This is a genomic window from Rhizobium sp. NZLR8 (assembly GCF_019685025.1).
Taxonomy (GTDB): domain Bacteria; phylum Pseudomonadota; class Alphaproteobacteria; order Rhizobiales; family Rhizobiaceae; genus Rhizobium.
Map to the genome: position 1 here is coordinate 360,616 of NZ_JABDVY010000005.1, position 22,168 is coordinate 382,783.

Genomic DNA, 22,168 nt, shown 5'->3' on the forward strand with positions numbered 1-22,168 from the left:
CGCACACTTTTCGGCATCATGCTCTAGTCTAGTTGTTGAGAATCGCTGAGATCAACATCTGACGAAGGTCGAGAAAATGCAGCAGCCGTCCATCATGGCTTACAGTCTCAGCCAGCGCTTCCTTCATTGGACGGTGGCGCTGCTGATCTTCTTCAATCTGCTGTTTCCCGACGGCATGAATGTCTGGCATCGGCTGATGCGCAGGGGGCAGGTGCCGACGCCGGAGCAGGTTTCGTCGGCGAATATCCATGCTTATGTCGGCATCGCCATCCTGCTGCTTGCGATCGTCCGGCTCGGGCTGCGTGTTACCAAAGGCGTGCCGGCCGAGGCCGCCAAGGAACCGGCGATCTTCCGTCTTGCCGCGCGGCTTGCCCATGCCGGTCTCTATATCCTGATCTTCGCCATGCCGCTTACGGGCATCGCCGCCTACTATTTCGGCATCAATCCCGCCGGTTCGCTCCACGCGGATATCCTGAAGATCATTCTCTGGGCGCTGATCGCGGCGCATGTCGCCGGCGCGCTCGTCCATCATTTCTATTGGAAAACCAATGTGCTGCGCCGCATGACGTTCGGCTGATTGCTGGTTCAGTTCACCGCACTGACCGTGAAGCCCTGCCGGCGCAGCAGTTCGATGACGCCGGCCTTGCCGGGCAGGTGCAGGGCGCCGACCGCCATGAAGACGTTGCCGCCGTCGAGGATCGGGGCGGCGCGCTCGGCCATCACCTTGTTGCGGTCGAGGATGACGCGCTGTTCGAAGGCGGCATAGTCGTCATCTTCGCCTTCCTTCTCCGGCGTCACGGTCTTCAGCATCGGCATGGTCATGCCGATCTCGCCGGAGAGATAGAGGTCGGTCATTGTTTCCACGACATCGCTCATCTTGTCGCCGAGCTCCAGCGTCTCGATCAGCGACTTCAGATGGAATTCGACCGGCAGGTCGGCCATGGCTTGGATCTGTTCGGCAAGGGTTTCCAGCCCCTTCACCTGCTTGCCTTCGGCAACGGCGTCGGTGGCAATCTTCTGGTCGAGGAACTGCACGCCTTTCGCCTTGCGGGCGATCTCGCAGGCCGGCAGGGCAACGGCGCTCGAAATCATCCAAGGCCGCATGCGGGAAACGGCACTGAGCGGGATCCCGCGCTGCTTCAAACCGGCTTCGAGGCGCTTGTAGTCCTCGGGGGAGAGCAGCTTGTCGATCGTCGTGCCGTCGGTGAACATCGTCAGCTCCGGCTTTGCGAGCAGGGCGGCGGTCGCCTTCCTTTCGTCGAGGATCTCGTCGGATTCGATGATGATCGTGTCGGCGGCGTCGTGGGCTGCCTGGGCGCGCTGCGGCAGGGCCAGAACACGCGGGTCGGTAACATGCATGCTGCCGAGCAGCCATGACGGCGCAAGCCCCGGCTTCTCGATCTTCCAGAAGATGCCCTTGCCGTTCGGGGTTGCGTCGGCTTCCTTCAGCGCCTCGGCATAGCGGGCGGGGTCGTTCTGCTGCAGCTCGACCATCAGATTGCGGCCGGTGCAGGCCGCCTCTTCGGCCGCAGCCGGTCGCGCAGCGAGAAAGGCCACAAACAGGGCCGCAAGAAGCAGCATGTGAAAGGCGGCAATCAGCCAGAGCAGCAGATTGCCGGGTGCTGCGAGAAAAGTCCGGCGGCCGATCGATGTCGTCATGATGATGTTCCGGTCACATGCCTTGTGGTTTCATGCTCTACGCCCGGCTTGCGCATATTCCTTTAAGAGAATGCGTTAACGAAAGCTTAGAGTCTTTCTTGCTCCGGCAGAATTTTCAATCTGATCAGAAAAGGTTCTAAGCGCGCGGGTGCGCCCGATCATACACCTCGAGCAGCCGCGACGCATCGACGCCGGTATAGACCTGCGTTGTGGAAAGGCTGGCGTGGCCGAGCAGTTCCTGGATGGTGCGCAGGTCGCCGCCGCCGGCAAGCAGGTGGGTGGCGAAGGAGTGGCGCAACGCATGGGGTGTCGCGGTCTCCGGCAGGCCGAAGGCACTGCGCAGCTTCTGCATGGCGCGCTGGATGATCGCCGGCTGCAGCTTGCCGCCGCGGGCGCCGCGAAAAAGGGGCTCGCCGGGTTCGAGGTGATAGGGGCAGAGCGTGCGGTATTTCTCGACGGCGTCGAAAACCACCGACAGCAGCGGCACCAGCCGCGTCTTGTTGCCCTTGCCGGTGATGCGCAGCGCTGTGGCGCCCTTTTGCAGGTCGGAGGGAACGAGACCCAGCGCTTCGGAGATGCGTAGGCCGCAGCCGTAGAGCAGCGTCATGACAGCCGCATCGCGCGCGGCGATCCAGGGTTCGTCATGGAGCTGGGCTTCATTGCTGACGACGGTGATCGCCTGCGTGTCCGACAGCGGCTTGGGCAGCGATTTCGGCTGTTTCGGCGAGCGTATCGCGCTGGCGCCGGCGGCATTGACCAGACCCTTCTTTTCCAAGTGGCGCAGCAGCGAACGAAGGCCGGCAAGATTGCGGCCGAGCGAGCGGGCCCCGGAGCCCTGCTTGCGCCTGGCTGCGAGAAAGGCGCGGAAATCGGCGGGGCGCAATTCCCTTATATCGCCAAGCGTCGCCGGGCCGGCGAGGTGGCCGGTCAGGAAGGTTAGGAACTGGCGGGTGTCGCGCTCATAGGCATCGAGCGTGTGCTCGGAAAGACGGCGCTCGCTGGCGAGGTTTTCGAGCCACGCGGCCCGTTCCGCCATCAGGCGCGAATCGGCGATAACAAGCAGTTCATTCACATCGCTGGCCTTGAATTTGCCTTCAAGTCCGCCAATTTCGAGCAGGAACGGTTATGGAATTGCTAATGCCGGCCAAACCCTTGTCATCCCTAGATCATATTTTACTGCGATAGCTTTATACCCATAGACAGGATCTTTCATGGCACGGCGCGATTCCATGACGGCTTTCGGACAGCTCGCGGAAGCGATCGCTCTCGTTTCACAGGGAAAACCCGGTCATATCGTCGATAGGCTGATTGCGGAACGCGGCCAGAGGATCGTGAAGAATCCGCTCTGGCCGGTTATGCGGCCGTTTCTCTACACGCTGCTGCGCTACAACAAGGCGATCGAATTCGCCAATGCCGTCGCCAAGATGCCGGGCTTCCAGTCGTTCGAATATCTGAGCGACGTGCTGAAACTCGATATCGGCATCACCAATGGCGAACGCATCCCCGATACCGGCGGCTTCATCCTCGTCAGCAACCATCCCACAGGCATCGCCGATGGTGTCGCCGTGTTCGATCTGCTGAAAGCGCGTCGGCCGGATATGATGTTTTTCGCCAATCGCGATGCCATCCGCGTCAATCCGCGGTTTGCCGAGATGATCATCCCCGTCGAATGGCGGGAGGAGTACAAGAGCAAGCTCAAGGCACGCGAAACGCTGCAGTTGACCAATCACGCTGTGCGGCAAGGCAAGGCGACGGTGCTCTTCCCGTCAGGCCGCATCGCCTACTGGGCGAACGGCCGGCTCAACGAACGTCCATGGAAAACCTCGGCCGTCGGGCTGGCGCGCAAATACAATCTGCCGATCCTTCCCGTCCATATGACGGCGCGTAATTCCGGCCTGTTCTACTGGCTGGCGAAATGGTCGACGGAGCTTCGCGACATGACGGTGTTCCACGAACTGTTGAACAAACGCGGCGATCGCTTCGATTTCGTCATCGGCAATCTCATTCCGGCCGAACATCTGGACGGCGACCTCAACGACGTGACGAAGGCGCTGGAGAAGCATACGGTGCACGACATGGCAGCCAATGGCGACGCGACTTTCATGCCGGTCGGCCCGCCGGCTGCGGCGATGCCTCGCAAGCTTTCCGTTCCTGCAGTCTAATGCATGTCGTCGGCGAGTGTGCTGCGGTTCCGGGATGACGACATGCATAAAACAAAGGACTTTAAATCCATCGGCTTTGCCATGACGGTCGATATCCGCGTGATCCGCGATCGATTGCCGCGGGAGATCGCAGACCTCGAAAGCGAGGCCCGGCAAGAGGGCCATCTCCATATCAGCCGCGTTATCGCCGAATGGTCGGCTGGAGACCTCAGATTCGAGCGTGACGGCGAAAGGCTGCTCGGCGCCTATGTCGGGGAGGCGCTCGCCGGTATCGGAGGCCTGACCATCGAACCCACCCTATCCGGAGCGTTGCGAATGCGACGTTTTTACATCCGTCCAGAGATACGCCGGCATGGCATCGGCCGGATGCTGGCCCTGGCTCTGCTGGATCATGCGCGGGCCTTCTGCGGTATCGTCACCGTTCATGCGGGAAATGCCGACGCGGCCAAATTTTGGCAGGCGCTTGGATTTCAGCTCTACGAGCGGGACGGCGATACACATTGTCTCGAAATCCTCCCCCACATTCCCTCCGGTCGTCCTCATGATGTTTCGGGCTGATTCTTCACGTTTTAAGCCTCACGCAACGATCTCCTTGAGGCGGATGGCCTGACGCGCCAGCAACCGCTCGACATCGGCAACATCGAGCGCCGAGAGCTTGGCGCCCGGCTTGCGCAGGGTGGCGGATTTGATCACGCCGCGCTTGGCGAGCACATATTTGCGCGAGGCAAGGCCGATGCCCTGCTGTTGTTCGTAGCGGGCGAGCGGCAGATAGGCGTCGAAAATCGCATGGGCACGATCGAGGTTACCGGCCGCATAGGCCCCGACGACGCCAACCATCATCTCAGGATAACAAAAGCCGGTCATCGCGCCATCGGCGCCGCGGCCCATCTCTTCGGGCAGGAAAAGTCCGCCATTGCCGCAAAGGATGGAGATGCGCCGCATGGTGCCCTTGTCGCTGGCGGCGCGAAGCGCGGTGATTTTTGAAAGGCCCGGCCAATCCTCGTGCTTGAGCATGACGCAATTCGGCACCTCATTGACGATGCGCTCGATAACCTTGGGCGCGATCGTCACGTTGGTGGTGAGCGGATAATCCTGCAGCACGAAGGGCGTATCGCCCAGGACTTCACCGACCGATTGGTAGAAGGCGAAAGCCTGGTCGTCGGTCTTGACGGTCCAGGGCGGCGCGACCATGACGCCGGCAGCACCCTTGCCGATGACGGCTTCGGCAAGTTCGCGCATCGGAGCAAGCCCCGGCGCCGAAACTCCGACGACGACGGGAAGACGTCCGTCGAGGCGCTTCAGCACACGCTCGACCACGGTCCGCGATTCCTCCGCGGTCAGCTTCGGGGCCTCGCCGAGTTGCCCAAGCACCGTCAGGCCGGTGACGCCGGCGCCCTCGTAGAAATCGACCATGCTGTCGATACTGGCGAGATCGAGCGCGCCGTCATCGGTGAACGGGGTTACGGCGATCACATAGACGCCCTTGGCATCTTCGGTCAGTCTGGCCATTGGTGCTCTCCAATTCAACGGCCGAAGAACAGCGCTTCGGCATTTCGAACAAAGATCTTTTCGGCAATGTATGCGGCCAATCGCTCGTCCAGCAAGCTTTCCGTATGGGAACGGGCGATCGCGCGGAATCTTCCTGCGCCGGATTCTGCGCCCGATGTGCGTCCCGTCTTTGCGGTTCCAATTGCATCGATTTGCGGGCATGGTCTCGCCCGATGAGCACAGATTCGTCCGATCTCTTTGGCGCGCTTTTCGAGGCACCGCCCGCGAACCGAACGGTTCCCGTGCTGGTGCCGATGCCGGCGCCAAAACCCTATTCTTATTCGGTGCCTGATGGCATGGCGGTCGAGCCCGGCTCGGTCGTGCAGGTGCCGCTCGGGTCGCGGCAGGTCATCGGCGTCGTCTGGGACGGCGGCGAGGATGGGGTCGATCCGAAGAAGCTCCGGCCGATCAGCCATGTCTTCGACTGCCCGCCGCTTTCCCGGGAGATGCGGGAATTCATCGATTGGGTCGCGACCTATACGCTCTCGCCGCCCGGCCTCGTCGCCCGCATGGCGCTCAGGGTGCCAAATGCCTTCGAGCCGGAGCCGATGGTGGAGGGGTTGAAACTCGTCGGCGGCGAACCGGAGCGGATGACGCCGGCGCGCGCCCGGGTGCTCGACACGGCCTCCGACGGCTTGTCCTGGACCCGCAGCGGCCTTGCGCATGCGGCGGGTGTGTCGACCAGCGTCGTCGACGGGCTAATCACGCTTGGCATATTCGATACGATATTTTTGCCGCCGCCGCCGGTGGTGGCGATGCCCGATCCGGATTTTGCCGCCGCACGCCTCGAAGGGCCGCAGAAGGCGGCAGCCGAAGAGATCGTTTCCGACGTCCGCAAGGGCGAATTCTCGGTGTCGCTGATCGACGGGGTGACCGGCTCCGGCAAGACCGAGGTCTATTTCGAGGCGATTGCCGAAACGCTGAAACGCGGCAAGCAGGTGCTGATCCTGCTGCCGGAGATCGCGCTGACGGCAAGTTTCATGGAGCGTTTCCAGGATCGCTTCGGGGCGAAACCAGCCGAATGGCATTCCGATCTTGCGCCGCGCATGCGCGAAAAGGTCTGGCGCCAGGCGGTGACCGGCGAGGTGCGTGTCGTCGCCGGCGCCCGCTCGGCGCTGTTCCTGCCGTTCGAGGATCTCGGCCTGATCATCGTCGACGAGGAGCACGATCCTGCCTACAAGCAGGAGGACCGCGTCTTCTACAATGCCCGCGATATGGCTGTGGTGCGCGGCCGGATCGGCGATTTTCCCGTCATTCTGGTGTCGGCGACGCCGTCGGTCGAAAGCCAGGTCAATGGGCAGAGCGGGCGCTACAGCACCGTCCACCTGCCGACGCGTTTCGGCGATGCGGCGCTGCCGGACCTGCATCTGGTCGACATGCGCCGGCACGGGCCGGAACGCGGCGGCTTCCTGTCGCCGGTGCTGATCCGGGCGATCGGCAAGACGGTGGAGAAACGCCAACAGGCGCTGCTCTTTCTCAACCGGCGCGGTTATGCGCCGCTGACGCTCTGCCGGGTCTGCGGCCATCGCTTCCAATGTCCGCAATGTTCGAGCTGGCTGGTCGAGCATCGCTTCCGCAAGCAGCTGCAATGCCATCAATGCGGCCATGCCGAGCGCACGCCGGAGGCGTGCCCGGAATGCGGCACGCTCGACCATCTTGTTGCCTGCGGGCCAGGCGTCGAGCGCATTGCCGAGGAGGTGGAACGGCATTTCCCGGAGGCGCGAACGATCGTCCTCTCCTCGGATATCATGGGCGGGGTCAAGCGGCTGCGGCTGGAGCTGGAGGCGATCGCCAAGGGGGAGGCCGATATCGTCATCGGCACCCAGCTCGTCGCCAAGGGGCATAATTTTCCGCTGATGACGCTGGTCGGCATCATCGATGCCGATCTCGGCCTGGCCAATGGCGACCCGCGCGCCGCCGAGCGCACCTTTCAGCTTTTGTCGCAGGTGACGGGCCGGGCCGGGCGCACCGGCCTCAAGAGCCATGGGCTGCTGCAGACCTATCAGCCGCAGCACCCTGTCATGCAGGCGATTGTCTCAGGCGATTCCGACGCCTTCTATGAGCGCGAGATCACCGAACGCGAACGCGCTATATTGCCGCCCTTCGGCAGGCTCGCCTCGATCATCGTTTCGGCCGAGACCCGCCATGATGCCGAAAACCACGCGCGCGGCATGCGCAATGCGGCGCCGCAGGTTTCAGGCATTTCGGTGCTTGGCCCGGCCGAGGCGCCGCTGGCGCTGGTGCGCGGCCGCCATCGCTTCCGCCTCCTGGTGCACGGCCGGCGCAACTCGGACATGCAGGGGTTTTTGCGGGCGATGCTGTCGCAATCGCCCAAGGAGCGCGGGTCGGTACAGGTGCAGCTCGATATTGATCCGCAAAGTTTCCTATAAATCATAACGCCGCCATTTCCTCCTTTTCCGGCCCATGTCATAAAACATTAATTCTTCCGGGTGATTTGGGGCGATACATGGAATTCTATTTTCCGACCGAACTCGGCGAGCAGCTAGCGTTCTGCTCAGCCGCTTTCACGGCGCTCGCCGGCTTCATCATGATGTTTGCGCCAGGCCCTACTTTCCGTCTTCTCGGCCTGCAGGCGCAGGACGGGCGGCCGGAAGGATATGGCGAGGGACGCTCGATGGGCGGTTTTTATCTCGGCTTCGGCCTGTCGGCGATCATGCTCGCCCAAAACTGGATCTACATGGCGCTCGGCGCCTCCTTTGCGATGGCGGCCTTTGCCCGGATCATATCGATCCTGTCCGATAAGGGGAGTAATCTCGTCAACTATTTACTCCTGGTTGTGCAAATTGCTTTGGCGGCGCTGCCACTGCTCTATGTTTTCGGCTTCACCCAGACGTGAATCTATCGGCCGGCCGGCGACTTCCCCGGCCGGCTTTCAGGCCATTGCGCAATTTTGCCAACAGAAATTCATGTGAAAGGCGTATTCGGGCGTTACGCGTGTTGCGAGTCCGAACATCCTATGTTAGACGGACCCCGAATTTCGGAAGAAGCAAGAGGCTTCTCTTGTGATTTCTGGGGGAAATCAAAACGAATTCAAGATCATAGGTTCGGCGTCCGCCGAGAGCCGGATTTTGGGTTGAAATCAGGGAAATTTGTGCCAGTGGCAGACACGTCCCAGCTTACATCTGGTGTTGCCGAGCGCTATGCGTCGTCGCTTTTCGATCTGGCGCTCGAGCAGGGCGCTGTCGACAGCGTCACCGCCGATCTTGACCGTTTCCAGGCGATGCTGGATGAGAGCGCCGACCTAAAGCGTTTCGTCGCAAGCCCGGTTTTCTCTGCCGAGGACCAGCTGAAGGCGATCACCGCCATCAGCGAGAAGGCCGGAATCGGCGGCTTCTTCGCCAATTTCCTGAAGGTCGTGGCGCGCAACCGCCGCCTGTTTGCCCTGCCGGGCATGATCAAGGCCTTCCGTATCATCGCCGCGAACCATCGCGGTGAAATCTCCGCCGAGGTCACCTCGGCACACGCGCTTTCGCAAGCGCAGGAAACCGAATTGAAGGTGGCACTCAAGAGCGTTACCGGCAAAGACGTGACGATTGCCGTCACGGTTGATCCGTCAATTCTTGGTGGTCTGATCGTCAAGGTCGGGTCCCGCCAGATTGATACGTCTCTTCGTACCAAACTCTCCACTCTTAAGCTCGCATTGAAAGAGGTTGGCTGATGGATATCCGCGCCGCGGAAATTTCCGCAATTCTCAAAGACCAGATCAAAAATTTCGGCAAAGAGGCAGAAGTCTCGGAAGTCGGCCAGGTTCTCTCCGTCGGTGACGGTATCGCCCGCGTCTACGGTCTGGACAATGTCCAGGCCGGTGAAATGGTCGAGTTCCCCGGCGGCATCCGCGGCATGGCGCTGAACCTCGAATCCGACAATGTCGGCGTCGTCATCTTCGGCTCCGACCGTGACATCAAAGAAGGCGACACCGTCAAGCGGACTGGCGCCATCGTCGACGTTCCCGTCGGTCCGGAACTGCTCGGCCGCGTCGTCGACGCGCTTGGCAACCCGATCGACGGCAAAGGCCCGATCAATGCGACGCGCCGTTCGCGTGTCGACATCAAGGCACCCGGCATCATTCCGCGCAAGTCGGTTCATGAGCCGATGTCGACCGGCCTCAAGGCTATCGACGCGCTGATCCCGGTCGGCCGCGGCCAGCGCGAGCTGGTTATCGGCGACCGTCAGACCGGCAAGACCGCGATCCTTCTCGACGCCTTCCTCAACCAGAAGGCCATTCACGACAACGGTCCGGAAGGCGAAAAGCTTTACTGCGTCTACGTCGCCATCGGCCAGAAGCGCTCGACCGTCGCTCAGTTCGTCAAGGTGCTCGAAGAGCGCGGCGCGCTGAAGTATTCGATCATCGTCGCGGCGACTGCTTCCGATCCGGCTCCGATGCAGTATCTGGCTCCGTTTGCCGGCTGCGCCATGGGCGAATATTTCCGCGACAACGGCATGCATGCGCTGATCGGTTACGACGACCTGTCCAAGCAGGCCGTTTCCTACCGCCAGATGTCGCTGCTGCTGCGCCGCCCGCCGGGCCGCGAAGCCTATCCGGGCGACGTTTTCTACCTGCACTCGCGCCTGCTCGAGCGCGCTGCGAAGATGAACGACGACCAGGGCGCCGGTTCGCTGACCGCTCTTCCGGTCATCGAAACGCAGGGCAACGACGTGTCGGCCTTCATTCCGACCAACGTGATCTCGATCACCGACGGCCAGATCTTCCTTGAAACCGACCTGTTCTACCAGGGTATCCGCCCGGCGGTGAACGTCGGTCTGTCGGTTTCCCGCGTTGGTTCCGCCGCACAGATCAAGGCGATGAAGCAGGTTGCGGGTTCGATCAAGGGTGAACTCGCCCAGTATCGCGAAATGGCCGCCTTTGCCCAGTTCGGTTCGGACCTCGACGCTGCGACGCAGCGCCTGTTGAACCGCGGTGCACGCCTGACCGAACTCCTGAAGCAGCCGCAGTTCTCGCCGCTGAAGACGGAAGAACAGGTCGCGGTGATTTTTGCCGGCGTCAACGGCTTTCTCGACAAGCTGCCAGTCGCTTCGGTCGGCAAATTCGAGCAGGGCTTCCTCTCTTATCTGCGTTCGGAAGGCTCCGCCATCCTCGACGCGATCCGCACTGAAAAGGCAATCAGCGACGATACCAGGGGCAAGCTCACCGCTGCTCTCGATAGCTTCGCAAAGTCTTTCGCGTAATCAGGCCCTAAGTTAGGACGGATCACGGATGCCTTCACTTAAGGATCTGAAAAACCGGATCGCCTCCGTCAAGGCGACGCAGAAGATCACCAAGGCGATGAAAATGGTCGCCGCGGCGAAGCTTCGGCGTGCGCAGGAGGCGGCCGAGGCCGCCCGGCCCTATTCGCAGCGCATGGGTGCGGTTCTGGCGAACATCGCCAAGGCCGTCACCGATGCGGACGGCGCACCGACGCTGATGACCGGCACCGGCAAGGACCAGGTTCATCTGCTGGTGGTCTGCACGGCCGAACGCGGTCTGTGCGGCGGCTTCAATTCGCAGATCGCGCGCTTTGCCCGCGATCATGTGCGCAGGCTGCTTGCCGAGGGCAAGACGGTCAAGATCTTCACCGTCGGCAAGAAGGGTTACGACATCCTTCGCCGCGAATATGCTTCGTTGATCATCGAGCGCAAGGAATTGCGCGACGTCAAGCGCATCGGGTTCGAGAATGCGGATCAGCTCGGCAAGCGCATCATCGAGATGTACGAAGCTGGCGAATTCGACGTTTGCACGCTGTTCTATTCCGAGTTCAAGTCGGTGATCAGTCAGATCCCGACGGCGCAGCAGCTCATTCCGGCTTCGACCGGTGCGGCGCAGAACGAAGATGCCGAGCATGCCGGCGCCGTCTACGAATATGAGCCGGATCCGGCATCGATCCTCGAAGATCTGATCCCGCGCAACATCTCCGTTCAGATCTTCCGCGCGCTCCTTGAGAATGTCGCAGGCGAGATGGGTGCGAAGATGAGCGCTATGGACAATGCGACGCGTAATGCCGGTGAGATGATCAACAAACTGACGCTGAGCTACAACCGCCAGCGTCAGGCGCAGATCACCAAGGAACTCATTGAAATCATTTCGGGCGCGGAAGCGCTCTGAGGCTAGGAAAAGAGGGTCAGAAAATGGCTGAGGCAGCTACCCCCAAGATCGGCTCTGTCGGCAGAGTCACACAGGTTATCGGCGCCGTCGTCGACGTTGCTTTCGAAGGCGAACTGCCGAAGATCCTGAACGCGCTGGAAACCAGCAACAACGGCGTCCGTCTGGTTCTCGAAGTTGCACAGCACCTTGGCGAAAACGAAGTCCGTACCATCGCGATGGACTCAAGCGAAGGTCTCGTCCGCGGCCAGGTAGTCAGCGATACTGGTGCTCCGATCATGGTTCCGGTCGGCAACGAGACGCTCGGTCGTATCATGAACGTCATCGGTGAACCGGTCGACGAGGCTGGTCCGCTGGTCACCGCGCACAAGCGCGCCATCCACCAGGATGCACCGTCCTATGTCGAGCAGTCGACGGAAGCGCAGATCCTCGTCACCGGCATCAAGGTCGTCGACCTTCTCGCCCCCTATGCACGCGGCGGCAAGATCGGCCTCTTCGGCGGCGCCGGCGTCGGCAAGACCGTGTTGATCATGGAACTGATCAACAACGTCGCCAAGGCGCATGGTGGTTATTCAGTTTTTGCGGGCGTCGGTGAACGCACCCGCGAAGGCAACGACCTTTACCATGAAATGATCGAATCGAACGTCAACAAGCATGGCGGCGGCGAAGGCTCGAAGGCCGCGCTGGTTTACGGCCAGATGAACGAACCGCCGGGCGCTCGCGCCCGCGTCGCTCTGACCGGCCTGACGGTCGCCGAGCACTTCCGCGACCAGGGCCAGGACGTTCTGTTTTTCGTCGACAACATCTTCCGCTTCACCCAGGCAGGTTCCGAAGTGTCGGCTCTGCTCGGCCGCATCCCGTCGGCCGTCGGTTATCAGCCGACGCTTGCCACCGACATGGGCCAGATGCAGGAGCGCATCACTACGACGACAACCGGCTCGATCACTTCGGTCCAGGCCATCTACGTTCCGGCCGACGACTTGACCGACCCGGCGCCGGCAACCTCGTTCGCGCACCTTGACGCAACGACGGTTCTGTCGCGCTCGATCGCCGAAAAGGGCATCTACCCGGCCGTCGATCCGCTCGACTCGACCTCGCGCATGCTCGATCCGCTGGTCGTCGGCGAAGAGCATTACGACGTCGCCCGTAAGGTTCAGTCGACGCTGCAGCGTTACAAGGCGCTGCAGGACATCATCGCCATCCTTGGCATGGATGAACTGTCCGAAGAGGACAAGATCGCTGTTGCTCGCGCCCGCAAGATCGAGCGTTTCCTGTCGCAGCCGTTCTTCGTCGCCGAAGTCTTCACCGGCTCGCCGGGCAAGCTGGTTGCTCTTGAAGACACGATCAAGGGCTTCAAGGGCCTGGTCAACGGTGAATACGATCACCTGCCGGAAGCTGCCTTCTACATGGTCGGCTCGATGGAAGAAGCGATCGAAAAGGCCAAGAAGCTCGCAGCTGTTTGATGAGCGACGCGCTAGACGAGATATTCTGCTGCGACTCCCTGAAAGGGGTCGTGGCGGATCTTCCGGAGCCGGCAGCGCCGACCGTCTATCGCGCCGATAATGGTGTGCTGATGATGGTGGTCGGCCTTGTCCAGAGCGAAGAAGGCCTCGGTTATCTCGACCAAGCGATAATGCACTGCCCGTTTTGCGGGACCCAATTGCAAGATGCGAAAGCCATAGCCGAGAAGGTAAGTCACTGATGGCTGACAATTTCAACTTTGAGCTCGTTTCGCCGGAGCGTCTGCTGCTGTCGGAGATGGTGACTGAGGTCGTCATTCCCGCAACCGAGGGCGAGATGACTGTCATGGCGCACCACGCGCCGACAATGACGACGGTCAAGCCTGGTGTCGTAAGCGTCCGTTCGGCTTCCGGCAAGAAGCAGGATTACGTCGTATTCGGCGGTTTTGCCGATATCCTGCCGACCGGCTGCACATTGCTTGCCGAATCCGCTGTTCCGGTCGAGGAACTTCACAAGGACGAGTTGACCCGTCGCATCGAGGCCGCCCGCGCGGAACTCGAGAATACCGAGCTGCATGAGCACAAGTCGAAGCTCGAGCATTTCATCATGGAGCTGACGCATCTGAGCGGCGTCGTCCAGCAGGATTGATCGCAATCGACTGCAACGATCAAAGGCGGCTACAACAGCCGCCTTTTTTGTTGGTTCATACCTCGGAATGGTCAGGCAATGTCCATCGGCGGCTTCAAAGGAAGACGTAGCCGTCTCAGTAGCCGGTGCCGCCACGCAGCTCGATGACGAGCGTCTTCAAGAGAATCTTCAAGTCGAGCAGCAGGCTGAAATGCCTGACATAGTAGATATCGCAGGCGATGCGGGCGCGCGCTTGCAATGGCCGTGCCGTCGGGCCGCGCCAGCCGCGTGTCTGCGCCAGGCCGGTGATGCCCGGGCGCATGATGTGGCGTTGGTGGTAGTCCGGCACCAGCTCCTCGTAGAGCCTGCCGGCTGCGCGCATATTGACAGCATGGCAGCGCGGACCGACCAGCGACATCTCGCCCAACAGGACGTTGAAAAGCTGCGGCAGCTCGTCGATGTTGGTCCTGCGAAGCACCGCGCCGATAGCTGTCATCCGGCTGTCGCCCTTGACGGTCTGCTGAATGCCGCTCGGATCACAAGCGTCGGCGCGCATCGAGCGGAACTTGAACACCGTGATCTTCCGGCCGTGGAGCCCCCAGCGGATCTGGCGGAAAAATACCGGACCGCCATCGTCGAGTTTGATGAAGACAGCGATTGCCAGAAAAAACGGCGCCAGCACGATGAGGGCGCTGACCGAGGCGACGATATCGAACATCCGCTTCGTGCCCAGCCGCACGATCATCTTTCTTTCGACAAGGGAAAAGCTATCCGGCTGGCGAATGTTGGAGTTGGCGATAACCAGGGTCTTGGTTTTGTCCTGACGCTGAGACGGATCGAAGCGTGAATTCGTCTTCGAAGTAAAAGCATTCATAACGCAAGGTCCACAAGTTTAGATGCGATACTGAACTGAAGAGAGACAAATACATGCTCTCGTATCGTTTGTCATCGGTCTAAATAAGAAATTGCTAACCCGAATGAGACCAAAAATGGGAGTATTTCCTTTTAAAGATAATGCCAGTAGTTGAGCTTGCTGGAGAATTATACTTTAAAAGGAGTAGCCCGATTGGATTGGCGGGATGTCAGGCGATTGCCGACATCGATCGCAGGCTTTTCCAGCATATGATAGCTGAGACTTGCGACCAGAAGGACGAGCGCGGCTGCCAATCCACAAGACTGCAGCCAGCCGGTGACGACAATTTCCGAGGAAACGCCGAATGAGCCCGGGTCGAGCCTTTGGATCGATATCAGGATGATTTCCTGCCAGATATAGATGCCGAATGAGATTTTCGCGATGTAGCGGACAGGCGCGTTGTCGAGCAGCCTGCCGAGGCGTTGCGAATGGCAGAGCGAAACGAGCGCCGTTGCGATCGCCAGCGGAAAGACCGGGAAGCCATAGGGGATTTCGAGCCAGCCGTAAGCTTCGGCGGAGCCGCCGGGCGATATGACGAGACGGTAACCGGCAACAGCGAGGGCCAGCAGCGCTGCGGCATCGAACCAGGCGGAGGGCCTTCTTGGGAGCATGACTTCGACGCCGGCGGCAAGCGCGCCCAATGCGAAGATGGCGAAGAAGCCGATCGGATTATATCGCGGCATCCACTCCTTTGCCCCGCCTTGGAAGCCGTATTGCCAGCCGCGTCCGATATCGTCGAGCGGAAAGACGGTGAGGATCAGCACATGGGCCAAGAGTACAGCGGTGATGACGCAGAGCCAGGCAAAGCGGGCAAGCAACGGACGCTGCCTCAGGATGGGCAAACGAAATAGCAGGAAAAAGCAGAGAGGCAGGAGCACATAGCTGGTGACCTCGAAGGGAATGGACCAGAGCGGCCCGTCGGCTTCGACGGGAAAGAATGTGCGCCAATGCCACTGGCTCATGAACAGTAGCCCGGAGACATAGCGGAAGGCGAGCTCCGCCGTCAGCGGCAGAGCAAGCAGCGTCAGGCTGAGGGTGAAGCTGACGGTTGCGGCCACCCAGAAGCCCGGAGCGATGCGTGCCGCCCTGCGGATTGTGTAATGGCGGAGGCTGGGCATGGTGCTGCCGTCGTCGATCGCGCGCCAGAAGGGATGGGCAAGAAGAAAGCCGCTAAGCACGAAGAAGATGGCAACGCCGAAATTGCCGAAGCGGAGGATGTTTGCGGTGGGTCCCAGTTCGTCGGGAATTCTGCGCATATCCAGCCGGAGCGCGAGATGGTGGGCGAACACCAGCAGACAGGCTGCCGCGCGCAGAAAGTCCGCTCCGGCCAGTCTCTCCTGTTGGCGCATCTTGTCCCTCGCCTTACAGCGCCGCGCGCCTTTCAGACGCGTGGCACTGTAACACTTTGAATAACTGCATAATTTTTTCTTATATCGATTCCGATTTAAGAAATTATGCAGTGCCCAAGGGCTTTTCCGCGGAAAACCGCGATGGGCAAGGCGGGAATGGCTCAGGCCAGCAGTTCGTTGGTATAATAGGCGGAGAAGTCCGGCTTCTCCTTGAGTACGGCGCCATTCGCGTCGACCAGGATGCCGTTCGCGACCAGGAAGCCGCCGATGGCATCGGCCTTGGCCGGGTCGAGGGTGCCGATTACGCCGGCCTCGGACTTCAGGAAGTGTCCGTCGATCAATGCCTTCTGCGAAGCTTTCACCAGTTCCGTGTTCATCAGCGCGCCGTTGCTTCCTGATATCAGCAGCGCGCAGGCTTCGTCGGGATGATCGACGGAATAGGCATAACCCTTTCGCGTTGCCTGAATGAAAGCGCGGGCATTTTCCTGATTTGCCGAGAGATAGGCGTCGCTGGAGACGATGACCGTCGTCTGTTCGTCGGGAACGCCATAGTCGGCATAGTGGAAGCGGCCGATCTTGCGTTTTTCCAGCTCGGCGGCGATGCCTTCCCAGGTGTAGATCTCCAGTGTGAAATCGATCGAGCCATTGTCCAGCGCCTCGTAGGCGGAAGTGCCGAGCGTGACGGTCTTGACCTCGCCTTTGCCGCCATCGTTGCGGATCATCGCGGAGATCAAAGCGCTCTCCCAGGTTCCGCCGAAGCCGCCATAGGTCTTGCCGTCGAGATCTCTAGGGCTTTTGATGTCGTCGCGTCCGCCCTTGTAGATAAGGCGCGCTGTTTCGGTCTGGACGACGCCGTAGACCATCTTCACGTCGCCGCCGGCGGCGCGCTGCATGAGGGCCTCGATCTCGCTGCTGATGCCGAAATCGGCGACGCCGTTCGACACCAGCGTTCCGGCGCTGGTGTCGGCATAGGGAAGGATCTCGACGTCGAGGCCGGCGGCGGTATAGAAGCCCCTCGCCTTGGCGACATAGATGCCGATATGGTTGGTGTTGGGTGTCCAATCGAGCGCCATGCGCACCTTTGCGGGCGCTGACTGGCCGAAGGCCGGGCGGCCGGCAAGGCTTGCGGCGATGGCGGCTAAGATCGTCTGGCGACGGGTGAGAAGCAGCATGGTGACCTCCTCAGGTCTCTAGAGCATGATGCCGAAAAGTGTGAGCGGTTTTCTCACGACATCATGCTCTAACTCTATAATGTAGAACAGGATTCAGATTTTAAGCCGACCGGCCTAAAATCATCCTGTTCGAGCGGATGAAGCAGTGTTTGCAGGATTTCGGTTTCGATCGCCTGGGCCGCCGGCGAGCCGAGATCGGCAAGGCTTCTCGGACGGGGCAGGGGAACGTGGAATTCGCGGATGATACGCGCCGGGCGGGCCGAAAGCACGTAGATCCGGTCGGAGAGGAACACGGCCTCGCGGACGTCGTGGGTGATCAGCAGCGCCGTCCAGCGGTGTTCGGTCCACATGCTCTGCAGCCATTCCTGGATCTGTGTGCGCGTCAGCGCGTCGAGCGCGCCGAACGGCTCGTCGAGCAGCAGCATGTCCTGGGTCTGGACGACAGTGCGCAGCAGGGCGGCGCGCTGGCGCATGCCGCCTGATAGTTCGGATGGATAATGGTGTTCAAAACCGGCAAGGCCGAAGCGCTCAAACAGTGGCGCCACAGTGGCGCGGGCAGCGCGGCGGCTCATGCCACGCACTTCGAGGCCAAGTGCCGCATTGTCGATGATCCGGCGCCAGGGCATCAGCGCATCGCGCTGCGGCATGAAGGCGAATGAATGCGGCGCCCGTTCCAGCGGCGCGTCCTTGAAAAGCACGGTGCCGGAATCGGGGCGAAGCGCCTGTGTCAGCAATCGGAGCACCGTCGACTTTCCTGAGCCGGACGGGCCGACGATCGAAACGAACTCGCCGTTTGCCACAGTGAGCGAAATATCGCCCAGCACCTTCATGCCGTCGAAGGACTTCGAGATGTTGCGCAGTTCGACCATCGTATCGCTCATCGCCGCGACTCCTGGGATCGTTGCCAGGGCATGACGAGGCGCTGGATCAATAGCGTCAGCCCGAAGAGGCAGAGTGTGAGCGCGGCGCTGATGACGACGGCGGCAAGCACGAGATCGGGGCGGAAATTGTTCTTGGCGTTGAGGATATAGATGCCGAGGCCGCGGGCGGCGCCGGCATATTCGGCAAAGATCGCGCCGACGACGGCATAGGTGATCGAGATCCTGAGGCCGGCGAAGAAATAGGGCAGCGCGGAGGGAAGCCGCGCCAGGCGGAAAATCCGCCAGCGGCTCGCCTTCATCGAGTTCAGCAATTCGGCGATGTCGCGGTCGGTCGATTGATAGCCCTGCAGCAGGGCGACCAACAGCGGAAAGAAGGTGACGAGCGCCACCAGCAGGATCTTCGGCAACAGGCCGAAACCGAACCAGAGGACGACAAGGGGCGCGATCGCCACCAGCGGCAGCGTCTGGCTGGCGATGAAAATCGGTAGCAATGCCCGGCGCATGAAAGACACGAAATCCATCAGGATCGAAGCGGCGAAGGCGAAGGCAAGCGACAGCGCGAAACCGCCGAGTGTCGCACCCAGCGTCGGCCAGGTGTTTGATATTAGCGCCTCACGGTTCAGCCAGCCCTGGATGACAATGCGCGAAGGCGCCGGCAGGATGGAAGGTTTGATGCCGGAAAGATCGACATAGAGTTCCCATGCCGCCAAAAACGCGCAGCCCGCGAGAAAGGCCGGTATGCCCCGGTAGAGAGCGGCGCGGAGCGCGGCAAGGCGCGAATCCGATGGTTGTGGCGATGTCATCAGCGTTCGATTTCAGGCTTTCGTCGGGCACTGCATAATTCCTTAAATCGGAATCGATTTAAGGGAAAATTATGCAGCAATTTAAAGTGTTACGGCGTCCCTTGCGCGTCTGCTAAGACGCGCGGCGCTGTATTGGCGGAGACCGTGATGTCGAGCGTCACGTGTCCCACCGGGTCGCCGAAGCGATAGAAGGCCTCATGAATGGTCGCGAAGACGGCGCCGGCATCTCCCCCCAGCCGGGTACAGAAATTCTTGGCGTGGTCGAAGGTGCCGGAGCGCTTCAAGAAATCGATGCAGCCATAGATCTCGTCCATATGGCTGCCGGTTCCCATGACGTAGAGCGAGAATTGCGCGGCCGCCGGCTGTCCGGTCTCCGTGGTGGTTTCAACGGCGGCAAGGGCTGATGTAATCCGGTCGGCAAGCGGCTCCGCCCGGCCGGCAGAGGGCTTGACGCCGCAGATGGCGTCGTCGGGCTCACCTGGGCAGCCGCGTGAGACCGCGGCGGACAGCACGCAATGCTCGCCGGTATTGGCGGCGACGACGAAAAGATCGCGCATGGCCGCGAAGAGGACATCAGGCGGGCCGACCAGCAGGGTGGAGATATCATCGGTCTCGATGCGAAGCCGGTCGCGATAGGGGTCGAACGCCTTGACGGCATCGAGAATGATGCCGACGAAATTGCCGGACATCGGATAGAGTGACACTTGTGCGCCTGAGAACATCTGAACCTCGCTCCGCTGGCATTACCCAGATCAGCTTTGAAGGGTCCAGAGGCTTGCGCCTCGCATCTCAGCCCCGGCGATACGGAGCTCCCCTGTTATTTCGGCGGAAACTATCATCGCGGTTTTCTTCCCGCAACCGCAAAATTGCAGACCCGTCCGCGTGGTCGGAATGAACCTGATATGACGGACAACACCCGGACCGAGGTCCTGCCCGGGTGTTCCCAGAGGTTCCGTACCTGCTGGGAACGGAACCGGAGCTTTCTGTCTCAGGCGGCGATATCGGCATAGGGACGATCGATACGGGCGGTGGCGAGCGCCCGTGTCCACCATTCCAGCCTTGCCATCATTCGGCCGAGCAAGCGCAGCGCGTCGTCGGGAGTGTCGAGCCTGCCTTCCGCGTCGAAGCGGTTCCATGGCGCAGCGAAGCTGACCGAATCGCGGATCGTGACGGCGTGGAGTTCGGCAAAGACGAGGCGCAGCTGCTCTACCGCGCGCAGGCCGCCGGAAATACCGCCATAGGAAACGAAGGCGACCGGCTTGCCCTGCCAAGGCTCGAAGAAGAAATCGATGACGAATTTCAGCGAGGCGGTGAAGCTGTGATTGTATTCCGGCGTGACGATGATGAACGCGTCCGCCATGCCGAGCCGCTCGGCGAGCCTGGCGATTTCGGGATGTGCCAATTCGCGGGTGGTCGGCAGCGCAAAATCCAGCGGGTCGATGATGTCGATATCGAATTGCGGGAAGCGGATGAGCTCCTCCGTCAGCCACTTGACCACCCGGTCGCAGATGCTTCCCTCGTGCTCCCGTAGATGACCGCCAGCCTGGTGGGTGTTTTCATGTGTCGCTCCTTGTTGCGATTGGACTTTACGATTGCAGGAGCAACAGGTATAAAACCTCAACTAATATTGAGGTCAATAGGCGATGGATACGATTCCTGCGACGCCGCTCGGCAGGCTCCTGACAGTCGGTGAAGTGGCGGAGCGCAGCGGCCTCGCCGTCTCGGCGCTGCATTTTTACGAGACCAAAGGGTTGATCTCGAGCATCCGCTCCCGCGGCAACCAGCGGCGCTATGGGCGCGATGTGCTTCGCCGTCTCGGCATCATCAAGGTGGCGCAGCGTGTCGGCATTCCGCTTTCGGAAATCCAGTCAGCGTTCGAGTCCCTGCCGCAGGGACGAACGCCGACCGTTGCCGACTGGCAGACGCTGTCGGCGCGCTGGAAGGATGATCTCGACGCGCGAATCAGGCGGCTCAGCCTGTTGCGCGACCGATTGACCGGCTGCATCGGTTGCGGCTGCCTGTCGATCGAAAGCTGTCCGCTGCGTAATCCCTGCGACCGGCTTGGCAAGGAAGGGCCGGGTGCGCGGCTTCTGGAGGCCGAAAACTAGTCCTGGTTTTCCCCGGAAAGATCGGTGCGCGCCTTTCTTTCGGTCGGTGCGCTCATATGTTAAGGGCGAGTGACGCAACCGGCGGCACTGTCCGCGAGGAGGACGGCTTCGTGTTTCATCCCAGATTGTTCGAAAATCGCAATGTCGTCGTGACCGGCGCCGGCCGCGGCATCGGCCTTGAAGTCGCCCGGCAGTTTCTGGACTGCGGCGCGAAGGTGATTGTCCATACCGGGCGCAAGCCGGGACGGGATCTGCCGGATTTCCTGCTGACCGCTGAATCGGAAAGACGGGCGCTGCTGCTGCACGCCGATTTCTCCGCCATCGGTGGGGCGGCGCAATTTGCCGACGATGTCCTCGCTTTCTTCGACAGGGTGCATGTGCTCGTCAACAATGCCGGCACCATGCTTGGCCGGTTTCCCGCTGCCACGCTGACCGACGCAGAATATGAGGCAGTCATACGGCTCAACCAGACTTCGGTGGTGGCGCTGACGCGGGCATTGCTGCCGGCATTGAAGGCGGCCGAGGGCGCTGCCGTCATCAACACTGTTTCGATTTCGGCGCTGACCGGCGGAAGCCCCGGCTCTTCGATATATTCGGCCTCGAAGGCCTTTGTTGCGACCTATTCCAAGGCGCTCGCCCGCGAGCTTGCCCCGGATGGCATCCGCGTCAACTGCGTCTCGCCGGGAACGATCGAGACGGATTTCCACGAGCGCTATTCCTCCAAAGAAAAGCTGGAGCAGACCCGGAAATCCATCCCCCTGCAGCGACTCGGCACGGCGGAGGATTGCGCTCCCGCCTATCTGTTCCTGGCAGCTCCCTCACTCTCGGGATACATCACCGGCCAGGTGATCGAGATCAATGGCGGACAGCTTATCTGCTGATTTACTTGGACCTTTTTTGGCATTTCATCACTATTGACCAATTCGCTTGTGCGAATATGCTATTGTACTGATCTACCTCACCGCCTCCTTCCGAGATATCGAATGCCGTTGCCTAAACCGGAGCCGGGTATGACCGGCCAGGAGTTGCATAAACTCGCTGGAAAAGCCCATGAAGCGAGCGACCTGCTGAAAGCTTTGGCGCATCACACCCGACTTCTGATCCTCTGCATACTGGCGAAAGAGGAGCGAACGGTCGGTGAAATCGAAAATATTCTCGGCATACAGCAGGCGATGGTCTCGCAGCAACTTGCGCGTTTGAGGCTCGAAGGCCTGGTCAATACGCGCCGTCAGGGCAGGCAGGTTTATTACAGCATCGGCAATGTCAACGTGCTGGGTTTTCTCGAATCGCTGTTCGATCTTTTTCCGGCTGCGGAAAACTGTTAAAGCGCGTCGCATAAAACTTGATTCATGCGACGCGCTTTAATT

The 22,168-nt window shown here is 60.9% G+C and carries 23 protein-coding genes, 1 pseudogene and 1 riboswitch; of the genes and pseudogenes, 14 read left to right on the top strand and 10 right to left on the bottom strand.

Annotated elements, in window-relative coordinates:
* Window positions 1-76: 76 nt before the first annotated feature.
* Entirely contained in the window at window positions 77-577 is a 501-nt protein-coding gene (locus HJB89_RS14755; protein WP_207582078.1) for a cytochrome b, read from the top strand.
* Window positions 578-585: 8 nt separating this feature from the next.
* On the opposite strand, the gene HJB89_RS14760 is transcribed toward HJB89_RS14755, so the two are convergent.
* Together HJB89_RS14760 and HJB89_RS14765 are read right to left on the bottom strand one after the other, a co-directional pair.
* Window positions 586-1,659 carry a TraB/GumN family protein gene (locus HJB89_RS14760; RefSeq protein WP_221150126.1) on the bottom strand — a complete coding sequence of 358 codons (1,074 nt, stop codon included), beginning with the start codon at window positions 1,657-1,659 and terminating at the stop codon, window positions 586-588.
* 136 nt (window positions 1,660-1,795) lie between these two features.
* A complete protein-coding gene (locus HJB89_RS14765) occupies window positions 1,796-2,731 on the bottom strand; it encodes a tyrosine recombinase XerC (RefSeq protein ID WP_221150127.1) in 936 nt (311 codons plus the stop codon).
* Window positions 2,732-2,870: 139 nt separating this feature from the next.
* Here HJB89_RS14765 and HJB89_RS14770 point away from each other — a divergent pair, with 139 nt between their 5' ends.
* Both HJB89_RS14770 and HJB89_RS14775 read left to right on the top strand, forming a co-directional pair.
* On the top strand, window positions 2,871-3,821 hold the full coding sequence (locus HJB89_RS14770) for a GNAT family N-acetyltransferase (protein ID WP_221150128.1): 951 nt from the start codon (window positions 2,871-2,873) through the stop codon (window positions 3,819-3,821).
* 81 nt (window positions 3,822-3,902) lie between these two features.
* Entirely contained in the window at window positions 3,903-4,379 is a 477-nt protein-coding gene (locus tag HJB89_RS14775; protein WP_207584394.1) for a GNAT family N-acetyltransferase, read from the top strand.
* Window positions 4,380-4,397: 18 nt separating this feature from the next.
* On the opposite strand, the gene HJB89_RS14780 is transcribed toward HJB89_RS14775, so the two are convergent.
* Window positions 4,398-5,330, bottom strand: coding sequence for a dihydrodipicolinate synthase family protein (locus tag HJB89_RS14780; protein ID WP_207582074.1), 933 nt, complete (start codon window positions 5,328-5,330; stop codon window positions 4,398-4,400).
* Window positions 5,331-5,542: 212 nt separating this feature from the next.
* Between HJB89_RS14780 and HJB89_RS14785 the strand changes: the two genes are divergently transcribed.
* The 8 genes from HJB89_RS14785 to HJB89_RS14820 all read left to right on the top strand — a co-directional run bounded on the left by HJB89_RS14785 (window position 5,543) and on the right by HJB89_RS14820 (window position 13,596).
* On the top strand, window positions 5,543-7,759 hold the full coding sequence (locus HJB89_RS14785; protein WP_221150129.1) for a primosomal protein N': 2,217 nt from the start codon (window positions 5,543-5,545) through the stop codon (window positions 7,757-7,759).
* Between the two features lie 77 nt (window positions 7,760-7,836).
* Window positions 7,837-8,226, top strand: coding sequence for a DUF4345 family protein (locus HJB89_RS14790; RefSeq protein WP_207582072.1), 390 nt, complete (start codon window positions 7,837-7,839; stop codon window positions 8,224-8,226).
* Window positions 8,227-8,481: 255 nt separating this feature from the next.
* Window positions 8,482-9,048 carry a F0F1 ATP synthase subunit delta gene (locus HJB89_RS14795; protein WP_207584393.1) on the top strand — a complete coding sequence of 189 codons (567 nt, stop codon included), beginning with the start codon at window positions 8,482-8,484 and terminating at the stop codon, window positions 9,046-9,048.
* Window positions 9,048-10,577, top strand: a complete 1,530-nt coding sequence (atpA, locus tag HJB89_RS14800) for a F0F1 ATP synthase subunit alpha (RefSeq protein ID WP_207582071.1) — start codon at window positions 9,048-9,050, stop codon at window positions 10,575-10,577. The genes HJB89_RS14795 and atpA overlap by 1 nt, the downstream gene beginning before the upstream one ends.
* 28 nt (window positions 10,578-10,605) lie before the next feature.
* The gene (locus HJB89_RS14805) at window positions 10,606-11,490 is read left to right on the top strand and encodes a F0F1 ATP synthase subunit gamma (RefSeq protein ID WP_207582070.1); all 885 of its coding nucleotides are present in this window, start codon (window positions 10,606-10,608) and stop codon (window positions 11,488-11,490) included.
* 23 nt (window positions 11,491-11,513) lie between these two features.
* Window positions 11,514-12,950, top strand: coding sequence for a F0F1 ATP synthase subunit beta (gene atpD, locus HJB89_RS14810; RefSeq protein WP_207582069.1), 1,437 nt, complete (start codon window positions 11,514-11,516; stop codon window positions 12,948-12,950).
* A complete protein-coding gene (locus HJB89_RS14815) occupies window positions 12,950-13,189 on the top strand; it encodes a hypothetical protein (protein WP_207582068.1) in 240 nt (79 codons plus the stop codon). Before atpD ends, HJB89_RS14815 begins: the two co-directional genes overlap by 1 nt.
* On the top strand, window positions 13,189-13,596 hold the full coding sequence (locus HJB89_RS14820; RefSeq protein WP_207582067.1) for a F0F1 ATP synthase subunit epsilon: 408 nt from the start codon (window positions 13,189-13,191) through the stop codon (window positions 13,594-13,596). The genes HJB89_RS14815 and HJB89_RS14820 overlap by 1 nt, the downstream gene beginning before the upstream one ends.
* A 115-nt stretch (window positions 13,597-13,711) precedes the next feature.
* On the opposite strand, the gene HJB89_RS14825 is transcribed toward HJB89_RS14820, so the two are convergent.
* The 7 genes and pseudogenes from HJB89_RS14825 to HJB89_RS14855 form a co-directional block, all read right to left on the bottom strand.
* Window positions 13,712-14,449: a sugar transferase gene (locus HJB89_RS14825; RefSeq protein WP_207582066.1), complete on the bottom strand. Its 738-nt coding sequence runs from the start codon at window positions 14,447-14,449 to the stop codon at window positions 13,712-13,714.
* Between the two features lie 167 nt (window positions 14,450-14,616).
* The gene (locus HJB89_RS14830) at window positions 14,617-15,837 is read right to left on the bottom strand and encodes an acyltransferase (protein WP_207582065.1); all 1,221 of its coding nucleotides are present in this window, start codon (window positions 15,835-15,837) and stop codon (window positions 14,617-14,619) included.
* Window positions 15,838-15,998: 161 nt separating this feature from the next.
* Complete coding sequence (locus HJB89_RS14835; RefSeq protein WP_221150130.1) at window positions 15,999-17,009, bottom strand: ABC transporter substrate-binding protein; 1,011 nt, start codon at window positions 17,007-17,009, stop codon at window positions 15,999-16,001.
* A gap of 74 nt (window positions 17,010-17,083) precedes the next feature.
* Window positions 17,084-17,890, bottom strand: a complete 807-nt coding sequence (locus HJB89_RS14840; protein WP_207582063.1) for an ABC transporter ATP-binding protein — start codon at window positions 17,888-17,890, stop codon at window positions 17,084-17,086.
* The gene (locus HJB89_RS14845) at window positions 17,887-18,693 is read right to left on the bottom strand and encodes an ABC transporter permease (protein ID WP_207582062.1); all 807 of its coding nucleotides are present in this window, start codon (window positions 18,691-18,693) and stop codon (window positions 17,887-17,889) included. Before HJB89_RS14845 ends, HJB89_RS14840 begins: the two co-directional genes overlap by 4 nt.
* A gap of 89 nt (window positions 18,694-18,782) precedes the next feature.
* On the bottom strand, window positions 18,783-19,415 hold the full coding sequence (locus HJB89_RS14850; protein ID WP_207582061.1) for a YkoF family thiamine/hydroxymethylpyrimidine-binding protein: 633 nt from the start codon (window positions 19,413-19,415) through the stop codon (window positions 18,783-18,785).
* Window positions 19,406-19,519: riboswitch (TPP riboswitch) on the bottom strand. It overlaps the preceding gene by 10 nt.
* 162 nt (window positions 19,520-19,681) lie before the next feature.
* Window positions 19,682-20,253 (bottom strand): annotated as a pseudogene (locus tag HJB89_RS14855) (NADPH-dependent FMN reductase).
* Between the two features lie 83 nt (window positions 20,254-20,336).
* Here HJB89_RS14855 and soxR point away from each other — a divergent pair.
* The 3 genes from soxR (at window position 20,337) to HJB89_RS14870 (ending at window position 22,126) form a co-directional block, all read left to right on the top strand.
* Entirely contained in the window at window positions 20,337-20,801 is a 465-nt protein-coding gene (gene soxR, locus HJB89_RS14860) for a redox-sensitive transcriptional activator SoxR (protein WP_207582059.1), read from the top strand.
* A 110-nt stretch (window positions 20,802-20,911) separates the two neighbouring features.
* Complete coding sequence (locus HJB89_RS14865) at window positions 20,912-21,682, top strand: SDR family NAD(P)-dependent oxidoreductase (protein ID WP_207582058.1); 771 nt, start codon at window positions 20,912-20,914, stop codon at window positions 21,680-21,682.
* Window positions 21,683-21,784: 102 nt separating this feature from the next.
* Entirely contained in the window at window positions 21,785-22,126 is a 342-nt protein-coding gene (locus HJB89_RS14870) for a helix-turn-helix transcriptional regulator (protein ID WP_221115509.1), read from the top strand.
* Window positions 22,127-22,168 lie beyond the last annotated feature (42 nt).

What these genes read in the sequence shown, in the direction of transcription:
- HJB89_RS14755 (WP_207582078.1), top strand. Translation starts at nt 77, where the DNA reads ATGCAGCAGCCGTCCATCATGGCTTACAGTCTCAGCCAGCGCTTCCTT.
- HJB89_RS14760 (WP_221150126.1), bottom strand. Translation starts at nt 1,659, where the DNA reads ATGACGACATCGATCGGCCGCCGGACTTTTCTCGCAGCACCCGGCAAT.
- HJB89_RS14770 (WP_221150128.1), top strand. Translation starts at nt 2,871, where the DNA reads ATGGCACGGCGCGATTCCATGACGGCTTTCGGACAGCTCGCGGAAGCG.
- HJB89_RS14775 (WP_207584394.1), top strand. Translation starts at nt 3,903, where the DNA reads ATGACGGTCGATATCCGCGTGATCCGCGATCGATTGCCGCGGGAGATC.
- HJB89_RS14780 (WP_207582074.1), bottom strand. Translation starts at nt 5,330, where the DNA reads ATGGCCAGACTGACCGAAGATGCCAAGGGCGTCTATGTGATCGCCGTA.
- HJB89_RS14785 (WP_221150129.1), top strand. Translation starts at nt 5,543, where the DNA reads ATGAGCACAGATTCGTCCGATCTCTTTGGCGCGCTTTTCGAGGCACCG.
- HJB89_RS14790 (WP_207582072.1), top strand. Translation starts at nt 7,837, where the DNA reads ATGGAATTCTATTTTCCGACCGAACTCGGCGAGCAGCTAGCGTTCTGC.
- atpA (WP_207582071.1), top strand. Translation starts at nt 9,048, where the DNA reads ATGGATATCCGCGCCGCGGAAATTTCCGCAATTCTCAAAGACCAGATC.
- HJB89_RS14805 (WP_207582070.1), top strand. Translation starts at nt 10,606, where the DNA reads ATGCCTTCACTTAAGGATCTGAAAAACCGGATCGCCTCCGTCAAGGCG.
- atpD (WP_207582069.1), top strand. Translation starts at nt 11,514, where the DNA reads ATGGCTGAGGCAGCTACCCCCAAGATCGGCTCTGTCGGCAGAGTCACA.
- HJB89_RS14815 (WP_207582068.1), top strand. Translation starts at nt 12,950, where the DNA reads ATGAGCGACGCGCTAGACGAGATATTCTGCTGCGACTCCCTGAAAGGG.
- HJB89_RS14820 (WP_207582067.1), top strand. Translation starts at nt 13,189, where the DNA reads ATGGCTGACAATTTCAACTTTGAGCTCGTTTCGCCGGAGCGTCTGCTG.
- HJB89_RS14825 (WP_207582066.1), bottom strand. Translation starts at nt 14,449, where the DNA reads ATGAATGCTTTTACTTCGAAGACGAATTCACGCTTCGATCCGTCTCAG.
- HJB89_RS14830 (WP_207582065.1), bottom strand. Translation starts at nt 15,837, where the DNA reads ATGCGCCAACAGGAGAGACTGGCCGGAGCGGACTTTCTGCGCGCGGCA.
- HJB89_RS14835 (WP_221150130.1), bottom strand. Translation starts at nt 17,009, where the DNA reads ATGCTGCTTCTCACCCGTCGCCAGACGATCTTAGCCGCCATCGCCGCA.
- HJB89_RS14840 (WP_207582063.1), bottom strand. Translation starts at nt 17,890, where the DNA reads ATGAGCGATACGATGGTCGAACTGCGCAACATCTCGAAGTCCTTCGAC.
- HJB89_RS14845 (WP_207582062.1), bottom strand. Translation starts at nt 18,693, where the DNA reads ATGACATCGCCACAACCATCGGATTCGCGCCTTGCCGCGCTCCGCGCC.
- HJB89_RS14850 (WP_207582061.1), bottom strand. Translation starts at nt 19,415, where the DNA reads ATGTTCTCAGGCGCACAAGTGTCACTCTATCCGATGTCCGGCAATTTC.
- soxR (WP_207582059.1), top strand. Translation starts at nt 20,337, where the DNA reads ATGGATACGATTCCTGCGACGCCGCTCGGCAGGCTCCTGACAGTCGGT.
- HJB89_RS14870 (WP_221115509.1), top strand. Translation starts at nt 21,785, where the DNA reads ATGCCGTTGCCTAAACCGGAGCCGGGTATGACCGGCCAGGAGTTGCAT.